Annotated in this window: 14 protein-coding genes; 8 read left to right on the top strand and 6 right to left on the bottom strand. The window is 65.9% G+C overall.

Annotated elements, in window-relative coordinates:
- Positions 1-431: 431 nt before the first annotated feature.
- A complete protein-coding gene (locus ACQ4MJ_RS12840; RefSeq protein WP_121419513.1) occupies positions 432-680 on the bottom strand; it encodes a hypothetical protein in 249 nt (82 codons plus the stop codon).
- A gap of 158 nt (positions 681-838) precedes the next feature.
- Between ACQ4MJ_RS12840 and ACQ4MJ_RS12835 the strand changes: the two genes are divergently transcribed.
- The 4 genes from ACQ4MJ_RS12835 (at position 839) to ACQ4MJ_RS12820 (ending at position 5534) form a co-directional block, all read left to right on the top strand.
- Complete coding sequence (locus ACQ4MJ_RS12835) at positions 839-1801, top strand: AAA family ATPase (RefSeq protein ID WP_431152423.1); 963 nt, start codon at positions 839-841, stop codon at positions 1799-1801.
- Between the two features lie 5 nt (positions 1802-1806).
- Positions 1807-2979 carry a DUF58 domain-containing protein gene (locus ACQ4MJ_RS12830; protein ID WP_431152424.1) on the top strand — a complete coding sequence of 391 codons (1173 nt, stop codon included), beginning with the start codon at positions 1807-1809 and terminating at the stop codon, positions 2977-2979.
- Positions 2976-4469 (top strand): DUF3488 domain-containing protein, encoded by a 1494-nt coding sequence (locus tag ACQ4MJ_RS12825; RefSeq protein ID WP_431152425.1) that lies wholly within the window; start codon positions 2976-2978, stop codon positions 4467-4469. Before ACQ4MJ_RS12830 ends, ACQ4MJ_RS12825 begins: the two co-directional genes overlap by 4 nt.
- A 288-nt stretch (positions 4470-4757) precedes the next feature.
- A complete protein-coding gene (locus tag ACQ4MJ_RS12820; RefSeq protein WP_431152426.1) occupies positions 4758-5534 on the top strand; it encodes a transporter substrate-binding domain-containing protein in 777 nt (258 codons plus the stop codon).
- Positions 5535-5570: 36 nt separating this feature from the next.
- Here ACQ4MJ_RS12820 and ACQ4MJ_RS12815 read toward each other — a convergent pair whose 3' ends face one another.
- Entirely contained in the window at positions 5571-6032 is a 462-nt protein-coding gene (locus tag ACQ4MJ_RS12815; RefSeq protein ID WP_431152427.1) for an SRPBCC family protein, read from the bottom strand.
- A gap of 160 nt (positions 6033-6192) precedes the next feature.
- Positions 6193-6510, bottom strand: a complete 318-nt coding sequence (locus ACQ4MJ_RS12810; RefSeq protein ID WP_431152428.1) for a DUF2322 family protein — start codon at positions 6508-6510, stop codon at positions 6193-6195.
- A 210-nt stretch (positions 6511-6720) separates the two neighbouring features.
- On the opposite strand from ACQ4MJ_RS12810, the gene ACQ4MJ_RS12805 reads away from it, so the two are divergent.
- The 3 genes from ACQ4MJ_RS12805 to ACQ4MJ_RS12795 all read left to right on the top strand — a co-directional run bounded on the left by ACQ4MJ_RS12805 (position 6721) and on the right by ACQ4MJ_RS12795 (position 8289).
- Positions 6721-7044 (top strand): ArsR/SmtB family transcription factor, encoded by a 324-nt coding sequence (locus tag ACQ4MJ_RS12805; RefSeq protein ID WP_431152429.1) that lies wholly within the window; start codon positions 6721-6723, stop codon positions 7042-7044.
- Between the two features lie 96 nt (positions 7045-7140).
- Complete coding sequence (locus tag ACQ4MJ_RS12800) at positions 7141-7605, top strand: SRPBCC family protein (protein WP_431152430.1); 465 nt, start codon at positions 7141-7143, stop codon at positions 7603-7605.
- Positions 7606-7662: 57 nt separating this feature from the next.
- Positions 7663-8289 (top strand): flavodoxin family protein, encoded by a 627-nt coding sequence (locus ACQ4MJ_RS12795; protein WP_431152431.1) that lies wholly within the window; start codon positions 7663-7665, stop codon positions 8287-8289.
- A 196-nt stretch (positions 8290-8485) separates the two neighbouring features.
- Here ACQ4MJ_RS12795 and ACQ4MJ_RS12790 read toward each other — a convergent pair whose 3' ends face one another.
- The 3 genes from ACQ4MJ_RS12790 to ACQ4MJ_RS12780 all read right to left on the bottom strand — a co-directional run bounded on the left by ACQ4MJ_RS12790 (position 8486) and on the right by ACQ4MJ_RS12780 (position 11291).
- Entirely contained in the window at positions 8486-8815 is a 330-nt protein-coding gene (locus tag ACQ4MJ_RS12790) for a hypothetical protein (protein WP_010460358.1), read from the bottom strand.
- Between the two features lie 62 nt (positions 8816-8877).
- Positions 8878-9870: an FHA domain-containing protein gene (locus ACQ4MJ_RS12785; protein WP_431152432.1), complete on the bottom strand. Its 993-nt coding sequence runs from the start codon at positions 9868-9870 to the stop codon at positions 8878-8880.
- Positions 9867-11291, bottom strand: coding sequence for a S1 family peptidase (locus ACQ4MJ_RS12780; RefSeq protein ID WP_228894408.1), 1425 nt, complete (start codon positions 11289-11291; stop codon positions 9867-9869). The genes ACQ4MJ_RS12785 and ACQ4MJ_RS12780 overlap by 4 nt, the downstream gene beginning before the upstream one ends.
- 79 nt (positions 11292-11370) lie before the next feature.
- Between ACQ4MJ_RS12780 and ACQ4MJ_RS12775 the strand changes: the two genes are divergently transcribed.
- On the top strand, positions 11371-12315 hold the full coding sequence (locus ACQ4MJ_RS12775; protein ID WP_431152433.1) for a M14 family metallopeptidase: 945 nt from the start codon (positions 11371-11373) through the stop codon (positions 12313-12315).
- The last annotated feature ends 122 nt before the right edge of the window (positions 12316-12437 follow it).

Here is a 12437-nt window from a genome sequence, read left to right as displayed (position 1 = left end):
TTTGAATGAAATCAGGTGCTAGCGCTTTTGGGTAAAGCGCCAGACGCTATCAATAGTGTAGTTTTCTGCGTCTGATGCGGGGGCGAAGACGCCGCCTGGATTTTTCAACCCAAGCAGGCATTTGCCCCTAGTCCACTGAAACCGAGAAATCGGCTGTGCGCCGGGGTGGCAGCGGGTGCAGCGCAAGGCTCGGGCTGCGGCCAAGGCTGGCCGCCTTGGCAAAGCCCGCAACGCAGCGATGCGCCTGCTACCACCCTGGCCCGAAGGGTGAGGGCCTGGCAGGGCCGCCCTCGTCGTTGCTGTGCTCGCCGGGTGTGCAACCCGCCTGCGCCCGCCGCCTAGAGTGCGGCCCTGCCAGACCCTCACGCACAGCCGATTTCTCGGTTTCAGTGGACTAGTGTCCCAAGTTTCTAACTCGGGACATTCGCCCATCAGTGCGTCACAAACTCGTACGTCACCGCTTCGCTGTCCACCATGTCGAGGATGTCGTCCAGCACATCTTCATCTTCGGTGCTGGCCCACAGGTCTTCAGGGTCTGCCGCAAACAGGGGTTCGATGGCAATGTCCATGAACTTGCCGTCGGGCAGCTTGATGACAGGCGTGCCCTCCGAGGTGTCGACCAGCTCCCAGTCGTCGGGCACGGTCATTTCGAGTTGGATGGTGACGTTGAGTTTTTTCATGGCGATTCCTTGTTGGTAACCGGGCAGGGTAACCTGATTTGTTCTGCTGTGCGGGCTCCGGCGCCGACCGAGCGCGGATATGTGCCTGCTCATCGTGTGTCTTGGTTCCACCACAGCCGCTCCCTTAGAATTTTTGGCATATCAAGAGGGGAAGTCCGTTGGATCTCGCACAAACAGTCACAGACGCGGCACAGCAGTGCGCGCGCACGGCACAAGCCATCGTTGACAACGTTGAAAAAGTTCTGGAGGGCAAGCATCAGCAGGTCGAATTGGCGCTCGCAGCCGTCGTGGCTGGAGGGCACCTGCTGATTGAGGATGTGCCCGGCCTGGGCAAGACCATGCTTGCGCGCGCGCTGGCGGTGTCGGTGGGGCTGTCGTTCAAGCGCATCCAGTTCACCGCCGACCTGATGCCTTCAGACATCGTGGGCGGGCCGGTCTACAACCCCAAGGACGGCAGCTTCACGCTGCGCCCCGGCCCCGTCTTTGCCAACATCGTGCTGGCTGACGAGATCAATCGTGCCAACCCGCGCGCCCAGTCGGCCCTGCTCGAATGCATGGAGGAGGGGCAGATCACGCTGGACGGGCAAACCCTGCCGCTGCCAGCGCCGTTCGCCGTGCTGGCCACGCAAAACCCCATCGACATGGCGGGCACTTACCCGCTGCCAGAGGCGCAGCTCGACCGCTTCCTCATCCGCCTTTCGCTGGGCTACCCCGACGCGGATACCGAAGCGGGCCTGATCCAGAGCCAGCAGTTCTCGCACCCCATCAGCCGATTGCAGCCGGTGTGCCGGGCCGGCGAGTTCGAGCGGCTGGTGGCAGGGGCGCACGAGGTGTCCATCACCCCTGAGGTGGCGCAGTTCATTGCTGCCATCGTGCGGGCCACGCGCAAGCACCCCGACATCCGCTTCGGCGCCAGCCCGCGCGGCACGCTGGGCCTGGCGCGGATGGCGCGCGCGCTCAGCTGCATCCGCGGGCGCTCTTATGTGGACCCGGCCGTGGTGCGCGAAGTGGCCACGCCGGTGCTGGCACACCGCATCATTGTGCAGGGGCAGGGCGCCCAGGCCAAGGACCCCCACGACATCATCCAGGCCATCCTGATGTCGCAGCGCACGCCCCAGTAGCGCCCATGGAGCGACTGCTGACCCGATCACGCGTACTGCTCGCGTTCTGCTGCACGCTGCTGCTGGCGGCGCTCAACCGCCGAGACCCCATGGTCTACGGCATGTTCCTGTTCCTCGCCACCGTGACCGTGATGGGCTTCGTGCTGCCCTGGCTTTCGCTGCGCGGCATGGCCGTGCGGCTGCGGGCCGATTGTCTGGGTGGGGAAGTGATCGAAGGCGCTGGGTGCGACATTGGCATCGTGGTGGAGCGCAGCGTGCGCTGGCCCGCCTTCATGGTGGACGTGGAGACCGAATGGGAATGGGCCGGGCGTCACCTGACACTGTGCCAGACGATTCCCGTAGTTCGCGCAGGCAAGGCCGTTGAACTGGGCCGGCAAGTGCGGTTTGCATGCCGGGGTCACTACCGGCTGGTTGCCGTGCGTCTGGCCTGTGGCTTCCCGCTGGGCCTGGTGCAGGCCCGGCATGCCATGCAGCACACCGGTATCGCAGTGCATGTACTGCCCAAGCCGCAAGCGATGTATTGGCCGCTGCCCTGGAATGTATCGCCCGACCCCTCGGGCACGCTCGCCACCCGCCACACGGGCCAATCGTTCGAGCTGGGCCTGTTGCGCGAGTACCAGCAGGGCGATTCAGTAGGACGGGTGAACTGGCGCGCTTCAGCACGGGTGGGCGAGTTGGTGATCCAGCACTTCCAGCAACTGGGGGCCGTGGTCCTGCGGGTGGCTGTGCATGCGCCTGCGGCGCCAGCCTTGGGCAACCCCGCCAGCGCGGGGGAGCAGGCCATCCGCCTGGCGGCGGGGGTTTTCGATGCAGCCCAAGGACACGGTGCACAGGCATTTCTGTATTTGGCGGGCGATGGCGAGCCTGTGCAGGGCGCTGCCCTGGTGCGCACGGCCCTGGCTGCGGCGCAGCCAGCAAGTCCTGCCCAGTTGTGCGAAGCCTGCATGCGCGTGGCTGCGGTTGCAAGGGTGGGCGATCAGATCGCGCTGGTCGTGCCGGGCGACATGGTGCAGGCCGACCTGGCAGCAGCGCTGGCAGAGTTGAAGGGCGTTGCCTGCGCAGTGGTGGTGTGCATCGCCTTGGGACATGTTGTTGGTCCGGCGCAATTGGTAGCTGCCCAGGGCCTGCAGGCCGTGGCCCAGCGGGCCGGTGCAGTCAGCTGGATGGAGGCACCATGAGGTCTGGCAGCACACCCGGCAATGCGTCCACCCGGGCCTCCGCCAGCGCGCGGCCCGCACCCACCAGGGACCGCACCCGCCGGGCGGACAAAGAACCGTCGGCCCCGCTGCAGAGTCGGGGCGCCATCGTGTTCGCAGGGCTTAGCTATCTGTTCACAGCCTTTGCGTTCTCTTACGTGGAACGGAGCTATCGGGCCTTCGGTTTTGCCTGTCTGCTGTGGCTGGTGTGGGCGGCACTTGGCTTTGGCGCTGGGGTGTTTAACCAGCGCGGCCCCGAGGGTGCAGGCCGCAGGCAATGGCAGGTGCTGGGTCTGTTGGGCTTTGTGCTGGCTGTGTTCCCAGGCATCCTTCTCTTCTCCTTCCCGCGCTGGGTGTGCATGGTGCTGCTGGTCGTGATGGGCGCGCGGGCGGCCCAGCTGCGCACGCGGCGTGACCTGTACCTCACGATGACCGTGATCTTCACGGTATGTTTTCTGACCACCACGCACTACGCTGCTGACTGGAGCCTGTGGTTCTACCTGGGGCCGGCCTGGCTGTGCGGTGCGCTGACGCTTGCTTGGCTTCATGCCGAAGGCGTAGACCTGTCGCGCTGGACCAAGCTGTCGATGACGGCAGGTTTCGTGGCGGTGTCCTTTGCCATTGCTACCACACTGTTCCTGTTTGCACCCCGGCCGCCGGTGCTCGGTTTTGGCTTCTTGCCGGGTGGCGATACGCCGGGTTTGTTCGACCCGCCTTTCGGGAAGCAGAGCGACCCTGTTGCGGACCAACGCGCCCGGGGGCAGGGCGGTCAAGGTGGTGCGGGTGGCAAGGGCTCCGGCTGGGGGGCGCCTCCGCGCCAGGGGCAGTCGCGGCTACAGCCCGGTACGCCCCCATCGCAGTGGGATCGCATGCTGGATTCCATGCGGGACGCTGGCCGCGACCCGTTCGCTCCACAGTGGCAGCGCGGTGCTATCAACGGGGCGCTGGACGCAGCCCAGGCGCTGCGCAACTGGTGGAAAGGCAGCGGCGGGCCAGGTGGCGCGGTGGGGACTGGCGGGCAGGACGACACGTCCATGCAGCCGCCTCCACCGGGCAGCGGCGGGGCAAGCAGTCTGCTCGGTCTATTGCTATGGCTGGTTTTCGTGGTCCTGGCATGGCTGCTGTGGCGTCGGCGCCATCGATGGGGCGTGCGCCTGGCACTGGCTGTGGCGTGGGGCCTGTCGCGGTGGTTTCCTGCACGGTCCATGCAGCTGTCTGCCCGCGCCATGACTTGGTGCTTGCGCGCCTACCGGCACCCGCCGCTGCGCGGGCAGTCCGTGCGCGAGCACTGGTCTTCTGCGAAAGGGCTTGCGCCACTGGCCCACATCTGGCTGAGTCGGGCGCTGGAGAACTACTGCGCGATGCGCTTTGGCGGCCTGCCTGCGACGCAGGAACGGGCCCTGCGCCTGCGCGAGGACGTGCTGGGTGCCACCGAGGTCATGAGCGGCACCGTGCCCGAACTCAGCCGCTGAGGTCAGGCAGCCCTCCGGCGTCGCTGCGCGGCGGGGTTGAGTCCCTGCTGCTTGGCCGTCGTCTTCATTTGCCACGCTGACCGCAGCCGCGCGCGGTTCAATTCAAGGCTGACGGCAGTGTGCAGACTATGGATACGGGTGCGGCGTGCCTTGAACTGGTGGACCTCATCCGGCCGACTCGCTGGGCACGCTGCGTAGCGAGGGGCTGCTGTATCCTTTTGTTGCGCACCGCTCACGCAGATGTTTGCAGTTGCACAGCCCATCCCTCTTCCTTCGGAGTCTCGCCCAATGATCGCCAAAAAAATATTTGCCCTGGCCGCCGTGGCCGCCACCCTCGCCTTCAGCCAGGCCGCACAAGCCGGCCCCCGGCTCGACAAGATCATGGAGGCCAAGGTCATCCGCGTGGGCACGCCTGGCGACTACCGCCCGTTTGCCATCAAGACCGACGCGGGCTACAGCGGCCACGACATCGATGTGATCGAAACCATGGCCAAGGAGCTGGGCGTGAAGATCGAATACGTGCCCACCACCTGGCCCAACTTGGTGAAGGACCTGCAGGGCGACAAGTTTGATGTGGCGGTGGGCGGCATCACCCGCAACGTCAACCGCATGCGCATCTTTGACATGCTGCCCGGCTACGCTCCCTTTGGCAAAGTGGCCCTGGTGCGCGCGGCCGACAAGGCCAAATACACCAGCGTGGATGCCATGAACCAGCCCGCTGTGCGCGTCATCAAGAACCCCGGCGGCACCAACGAAACCTATGTGCTGGCCAACCTCAAGGCCGCTCAGGTCAGCACGCACGACAGGAACGCCGAGATCCCCGCGCTGATCGCCGAAGGCAAGGGCGACGTGATGATCACCGAAACCTACGAAGCCCTGCACTACGCCAAGGCCGACCCGCGCCTGCACGCCGCGTTTGTGGATGCGCCGCTCACGCCCAAGAACTACCTGGGCTTCATGTTGCCCACCGACGACGCTGACTATGTGCGTGTGATGGGCTTTGTGTGGGGCCTGGTGGACAGTCGGGGCACCATCAAGCAGGCGGCTGACAAGTGGTTGAAGTGATGCGGTTGAAGTGACCAGGGCCGAGGGCTGTGGGCGTTACTCGCCCGGAATCTCCGGCTCCACCAGCAGTGCCAGCAGCTGCAGCGACTCCTGCCAGCCTAGGTAGCACATCTCGGTGGGGATCACCGCCGGGATGCCCGCCTGCACGATGGACACCTCGGTCCCCGCGATCACCTTTTTCAGCTGGATCGTGGTGCGCATCTCGCCCGGCAGGTTGGGGTCGTCAAACCGGTCGGTGTGCACGATGCGCTCGCCCGGCACCAGCTCCACATACTCGCCGCCAAACGCATGCGTGCCGCCACTGCTGAAGTTGGTGAACTGCATGCGGTAACTGCCGCCCACGTGTGCGTCCATGCTCAGCACCCGGCCGGTAAACCCGTGGGGCGGCAGCCATTTGCACATGGCGTCTGGGTCCAGAAAGGCGCGGTAGATGCGCTCTGCCGGGGCGCGCAGCACGCGGTGCAGGGTGACGGTACCGGTGTTGGTGTTGGTCGTCATGCTCGGGTCTCCTTGGGGTGTAGATCTGTGGTGGATGAAAGCGTGAACCGCCAAACCATATCGGTTATTCAACGTGTTCACACCCCTACGACGAACGGACCTGCGCGTTTTCGACACGCCGCTGTTGCAACGGCAAACTTTTTGGCAAAGCCTCAGCCTTTCAGGCCACAACCGTCCGCACCCCAAAGCTCTCGCTGCCCTGCGCCCAGGCCAGCAGCCGGTCAATGTTGGGGTGCTTGCCGGGGAAGGTGCGCGCATCGGCTACATGTTCGGCATACCACTCCAGCCCCAGGGCGGCGGCCGCAGGCGTGATGCGGCCGCCGTACAAGGCAGCCAACGCGGCATACACCACCAGCGACCCGGTCTGTCCGGGCTTGTTCTCGATGGTGGCCAGCACTTGCCCATCCGGGCCCAGCAGGTGCAGGGCGGCGAGGTGGCTGGCGGAGGGGAGTTGCTTGAGACGGTCTGCGAAGTTCATGGGCAAGGACAAAGGGTGGATACCACGGGCGGATTCCCCGGCCCGCAGCGGGTGGATGGGTCGTGTGGGCCTGCATTGTCGTGCCGCCCCGGTGGGCCGCACAAACCATCCCGTGTTCTGCGCAGCGCGCCTGCATCTTTTTGTGGAGGGTTGACCAACTCATAGCCATTTGGTTATTATTGGTTATCCATAACCAATGAGTTATATTTTGTGAAATCCCCTGAAGACCTGACCTTCGCGGCGTTGGCAGACCCCACGCGCCGTTCCATCTTTCAGCAGCTATCCCGGGAAGGGCAGCAGACCGTGAATGTGCTGACGGGGCATTCCCACATTTCCCAACCGGCGGTGTCCAAGCACCTGGCCGTGCTCAAGCGTGCGGGGCTGGTGGAAGACCGCCGTGCCGGGCGCGAAACCTACTACCAGGTGCGGCGCGAAGGATTGGCGCCCCTGGTGGACTGGATGAGCGTCTATGCCGGCTTCTGGAACCAGCGCCTGGATGACCTGGAGAACCTGCTGGGACGCATGGACCAATGACTGCGCAACTCCACACCACCGAAAACACCATGCAGAACCGCCATCACCTTTCCTGCCCTGCACCTGCCGTTGCGTTTACCTTGCAGGCGGTGCGCCATGGCTGACGCAACCCGATCCCACGCCACCGCCCCCACGGCGCCAGGCACGCAGTCCCTGGTGTTCGAGCGGCAGATACCCCACCCGCGCGAGAAGGTCTGGCGGGCGCTCACGCAGTCCTGGCTGATGGAGGAATGGCTCATGGAGAACGACTTCGTGGCCGAAGTGGGGCATCGCTTCACGGTGCGCGCGCAGCCGCTGCCCGGCTGGTCGGGCGTGACGCATTGCGAGGTGACGCTGGTGGAGGCGCCCAGCCAGCTTGCCTACCGCTGGGGCAACGGGACCGAGTCGGCCAACGGGCTCATCACCCACATCACCTGGACCTTGCAGGAGCACGGCGGCCGCACGCTGCTGCGCATGGAGCAGGCGGGCTTCCGGCCCAACGACGGCATCAGCTTCGAGCGCATGGGCGGCCTGTGGCCGCGCATTCTGGAGCGCCTGGAGCAGGTGGTGCACGGCCACTAAAGCCCACCCAACATCCCCATCCCCTCACCCACAGTTTCTCAACCTATGAACTCAAGCATGAACATGACCACGCCCACTCCCCAAAACACCCGCACCCCCGGTGTGCGCATCGCCATCGTCTTTCACAGCGGCTACGGCCACACGGCGCGGCAGGCTCAGGCAGTGAAAGAAGGCGTGGCTCAGGTCGAGGGCACCGAGCCCCTTCTGATGACGGTGGAGGAAGCGCCTTCACGATGGAATGACCTGGCATCCGCCGACGCCATCATCTTCGGCGCGCCCACCTATGTCGCCAGCGCCTCGGCGCAGTTCAAGGCCTTCCAGGAGGCCACGTCCAACGTGGTGATGGCCAAGGGCCTGGGCTGGAAGGACAAGATCGCTGCAGGCTTCACCAACTCTGGCTCGCGCTCGGGGGACAAGCTTTCCACCCTGATGCAGATGGCCCTGTTTGCCGCGCAGCACGGCATGCACTGGGTGAACCTGGCGCTGCCCCCTGGCAACTGCTCGTCCACCGGTTCGGAAGAAGACCTAAACCGCCTGGGCTTCTGGCTGGGTGCCGCCGCGCAGTCGAACACCGACCAGGGCGCCAACCTGGTGCCGCCGGAGGCAGACCTGGCCACGGCGCGGCACCTGGGGGAACGCGTGGCCCACACCACGCTGCAATTTGTGCGGGGGCGTGTGCACTGAAGCTGGCGGTGTGTGGCCTTCTGTGCTGGCCGCGAAAGGGCACTGCCGGACGCCGCCCGCGAAGCCCAGGGCCCATGAATTTGAATGAAATTGGGTGCCAGCGCTTGATGGGTAAGCGCTGGCAGCTATCAAAAGTAAAGTGCGCCCGATTCGAAGAGGAAGGAAGTTCGTCCACCGCAGGGAGCGACCATCGGGTTCACGCCTGCCACACCCCAAACCCCGCCGACCGCAGGTCGATGCCAATCTCGATTTCGCGGTCCACTGCATCCTCGTAGCTCATGGGGTTGAAGCCTTCGTACAGATCGGGCAGCAGGCGCAGGCCGTATTGCGTCACAAACCGGTTGGCCTGGATGCCCGCCTTGTGCTTGTCAAAGCGCACATCCGGGTCCAGCCCGGTCATGCCCACATACACGCAGGGCTTGCCCTCGATGTAGCCCGGGTTGCACCGGCGAAAGCGCGGCTCCAGCAGCACGTCTTTGGAGAGTTCGACCACGTAGACGTGGTGGTGGAGCTTGCGGCGGCGCATGGGTGGATGGGATAGACGCGGGTAGTAGGGCTGCGGTGAAGCGCTCTGCGCGGTGCTACTTTTTACTCGTCATCGTCCGCCTGGCCGTCATCGCTCAGGCGGCGGTCCAGCTTGCTGCGCAGCGACTCGGTTTCTTGCAGAAACTGCTCTACCGGCACGGCCGGGGCCACGCGCAGGCTGGGCGGAAACAGGCTGCTCATGTAGAGCGTTTGCGACAAGCGCATGTTGTTGAGCCACTGCGCACCCAGCCACGACGGCACGCCCAGGGCCACCACCGCAGCCACCATCCACGCCAGGCCCACGCGGCGGCGCGGCAGCACGGTCGCCAGGTGCGCATACAGCGCACCAGCCAGCACCAGCACGATCAACACACTGGCGAACTGCGAAAAAACCTCCAGCGAGAAAACGAATGCTGTCAGGTGGGCCACCAGATGCACCACATCCACCCCCAGGGCCGCAGCGCAGGCTATGCGCACGTGGCGCCAGAACTGCAGGTGGCCCGCAAACACCTTGTTGGCCGCTGCCCACACGCCCGACCAGGCGCCCAGCACCACCAGCAGCGTGAGCAACACGCCCGGCACAGCCTTCAGGTATTGCGAAGTGTCGCGTGCATCCAGCCACGACTCCCCCAGCCCCACCAGCAGCACCAGCGCCACCAGCGCCGCCGTGGTCCCCACCGTGCGCCACGGAAACTGCGGCAGCGGCTGCTCGTCGGCAATCGGCGCATCGGCCAGGCGCAGCGTGATGTGGGTGTGGCCCAGGTCAATGGGCGCGCCGTCGGGCCAGTCAAAGTGCTCGCCCGGGCCGTGCTGCTTGCGCTGCAGGCGTGCGCCATTGCGCGTCTCCAGCACCTCGATCTGCACGGTGCGTGGCTCGTTCACCGCGCGGTCGATGCGCAGGTGCCGGGGCGCCACAAACGGGTCGTCCAGCACCAGGTCGCAGTCCAGCGCCCGGCCCACCGTCACGGGCCAGCGCGTGATAGGCGCGCGCGCCAGCAACGCGCCGTGGCGGTCAAAGGCTTCGATAAGCCCCAGGGTGGTCGGCATCGTGCTCATGGTGCGGCCTCCCAGCGGAAGGCCTTGAGGTAGTGGCTGGCCAGCTTCATGCCGTTGTCAAAGGCGATGCCCTGCACGTCCAGGCGGCCCAGCACGCCTTGCGTAGGCTGGTTGATGGACGCGGCCAGAACAGTCATGTTGTACAGACCGGGCAGCTTGCGGTAGGCCGACAGGCAGACCACCGCGCGCAGCGGCAGGCTGCCGGGGTCCACAAAGCGCTCGGTGCACTCTGCGGCTGTCTGGTGGCGGTTGCCGCGCCGTTGCAGCTGTTCGTTGGCAAAGCTCTGGGAAAACATCCGGGCGAACCGTGCAGCGCCCAGGGTGGGGGCGTTGTAGGCCTCATAGCTCAGGCGCACTGCGCCGGTGTTGAATTCACCCGCCACCACATCGCTGTCGGCCCGGCATTGCGTGCGCTCCAGGTTCAGGCCCGGAAACGCCGGGTCGCGCCCCGATCCCCAGCACCGCGCCAGCGCGTCGTCGGGTACGGGCACGCGGTAGTTGCCGTGGCGCTGTTCGCGAAACGGCGCTTTCAGGAACCGGTCTGTCAGAAGCTGCTGGTGCTCCATCAGTTGTCGCGTCATCTCGGCATGCGCGGCCTGGGTGATGGGCTGGGCGTTGGCCGCACGCTGCACCAGCGCCTGCGCAAACTCGGCCGGGATCAGAAAGCTGACCTGCTCGCCGTCGAGCCGCTTGGCCACGTTCACGCCCAGCACGCGGCCTGCGTCGTCCACCGCCGGGCCGCCGCTCATGCCTGGGTTGAGCGTGCCGCCAAAAAAGATGCGTGGGTAAAAGCTGCGCTTGACCAGCCCGTTGTAGGTGCCCTCGGTCACGGCAAAGCCGATATCGAGCGGGTTGCCCAGCGAGTAGATGCGCTCGCCCTGTGCCAGCGCCTCGTCGGCGGGCCGAAAGCCCAGCACCGGCGCAGCGGCCGTGCGGCCCTTGGCGCGCAGCACGGCCAGGTCGCGCTGCACGTCAAACGCCAGCAGCTCCACCTCGCCCTCCTGCCCCTCCATCGTCACGTACACGCCCCGGTAGCGCTCGGGCTCCAGCGCCAGCTGGCTGGCCACGTGGAAGTTGGTGACGATAAGGCCATCGGCCGACACAAAAAAACCCGAGCCAATCGACGCCTGCGTGTTGGCATTGCGCAGCAGCGTGCGGATCTGCACCAGCTTGTCGCGCGACAGCTCATAAATGCGCCGGGCATCGCGCGACAGCAGGGCGGCATCCGCCCCGGTGGGGGCAGAGGCTGCAGCGGCCCCCGGTGGCGGTGTGGTGCCGTCTGCCGGGTCACTGCCCGCTGGGCGAGTTGCCGGGGTAGCGGCGGGTGGAGGGGCATTCTGTGCGTGGGCGACCAGGGCGCAGAGCAGCAGAACCAGGGACGAGGTGGCCAGCCGCAGGGGCCGGATCAGGGGGAAGGGCATCGCGGTATTCTATGAATGCCCTGCACCTCCCCAGGTTCTGCCTGGGCAACCCATCCAATATCTACGCACCCACGCACCCATGCCAGAAACCCACACCTATCCCATCGGCACGCCCGGCCAGCCCTGGGGCGCCGCAGAGCGCGACCAGTGGCGCGCGCGCCAGGTGCGCCAGCGCAGCTACGCCGACGACGTGCTCAATGCCGTGGAGGCACTGCGGGGCCGGTTTGATGTGGAGCTGTATGGCGACGTGGTGTATGCCAACGACCAGCACCCGGCCGAGCGCTTTCCGCTGCGCGCCATCCGCAGCCGCAACTGGCAACCCGGCCTGCCCAGCGTGCTCGTCACCGGCGGGGTGCACGGCTACGAAACCAGCGGCGTGCACGGCGCGCTGCGTTTTGTAGATACCCAGGCCGAACGCTTTGCGGGCCGCTCCAACCTGCTGGTGGTGCCCTGCGTCAGCCCCTGGGCCTACGAACGGTTTCAGCGCTGGAACTTTGACGCCATCGACCCCAACCGCTCGTTCAAAGAAGGCTCCTTCGCGCAGGAATCCCTCGCCCTCATGCGGCTGGTGGCGCAGCACCAAGGCCAATATGGCCAGTTCACTGCCCACATCGATCTGCACGAAACCACCGACACCGACGAATCCGAATACCGCCCCGCCGTGGCCGCGCGCGACGGCAAGGTGTTCGAGCCCGGCAGCATCCCCGACGGCTTTTACCTGGTGGACGACACCGAGAACCCGCAGCCCGCCTTCCAGCGAGCCATCATCGAGGCTGTGGGCCGCGTCACGCACATCGCGCCTGCGGACGACAAGAACGAAATCATCGGCTCGCCCGTGGTGGCCCCGGGCGTGATCCGCTACGAATTCAAGGCCTGGGGCCTGTGCGCCAGCGTGACCGGGGCGCGCTACACCACGACCACCGAGGTCTACCCCGACAGCCCCCGCGCCACGCCCGGGCAGTGCATCGCGGCGCAGGTGGCGGCGGTGTGCGCGGCGGTGGAGTTTGTGTGTGGGGCGCAGTAAACCTGTGTCGCTTTTTTTGAGTCAAATTGGCCTCTACCGCTTGAAGGATAAGCACTGATAGCTATAAATATTGAAGCAATAAGGCGCTAAGGCACCAAAGCCCAAGCCCACCGACCACCCGC

The organism is Acidovorax facilis (assembly GCF_050626955.1).
GTDB classification, from domain to species: Bacteria; Pseudomonadota; Gammaproteobacteria; order Burkholderiales; family Burkholderiaceae_C; genus Acidovorax; species Acidovorax facilis.
Note: the sequence above shows the minus strand (reverse complement) of the source record. Positions and strands in the feature narration are given on the sequence as shown.

Excerpts from the sequence above, each read along its gene's own strand:
- ACQ4MJ_RS12790 (WP_010460358.1), bottom strand. The coding sequence starts at position 8,815 with ATGCGCCGCCGCAAGCTCCACCACCACGTCTACGTGGTCGAACTCTCC.
- ACQ4MJ_RS12785 (WP_431152432.1), bottom strand. The coding sequence starts at position 9,870 with ATGAGCACGATGCCGACCACCCTGGGGCTTATCGAAGCCTTTGACCGC.
- ACQ4MJ_RS12775 (WP_431152433.1), top strand. The coding sequence starts at position 11,371 with ATGCCAGAAACCCACACCTATCCCATCGGCACGCCCGGCCAGCCCTGG.
- ACQ4MJ_RS12780 (WP_228894408.1), bottom strand. The coding sequence starts at position 11,291 with ATGCCCTTCCCCCTGATCCGGCCCCTGCGGCTGGCCACCTCGTCCCTG.
- ACQ4MJ_RS12840 (WP_121419513.1), bottom strand. The coding sequence starts at position 680 with ATGAAAAAACTCAACGTCACCATCCAACTCGAAATGACCGTGCCCGAC.
- ACQ4MJ_RS12810 (WP_431152428.1), bottom strand. The coding sequence starts at position 6,510 with ATGAACTTCGCAGACCGTCTCAAGCAACTCCCCTCCGCCAGCCACCTC.
- ACQ4MJ_RS12820 (WP_431152426.1), top strand. The coding sequence starts at position 4,758 with ATGATCGCCAAAAAAATATTTGCCCTGGCCGCCGTGGCCGCCACCCTC.
- ACQ4MJ_RS12800 (WP_431152430.1), top strand. The coding sequence starts at position 7,141 with ATGGCTGACGCAACCCGATCCCACGCCACCGCCCCCACGGCGCCAGGC.
- ACQ4MJ_RS12815 (WP_431152427.1), bottom strand. The coding sequence starts at position 6,032 with ATGACGACCAACACCAACACCGGTACCGTCACCCTGCACCGCGTGCTG.
- ACQ4MJ_RS12825 (WP_431152425.1), top strand. The coding sequence starts at position 2,976 with ATGAGGTCTGGCAGCACACCCGGCAATGCGTCCACCCGGGCCTCCGCC.
- ACQ4MJ_RS12830 (WP_431152424.1), top strand. The coding sequence starts at position 1,807 with ATGGAGCGACTGCTGACCCGATCACGCGTACTGCTCGCGTTCTGCTGC.
- ACQ4MJ_RS12795 (WP_431152431.1), top strand. The coding sequence starts at position 7,663 with ATGAACATGACCACGCCCACTCCCCAAAACACCCGCACCCCCGGTGTG.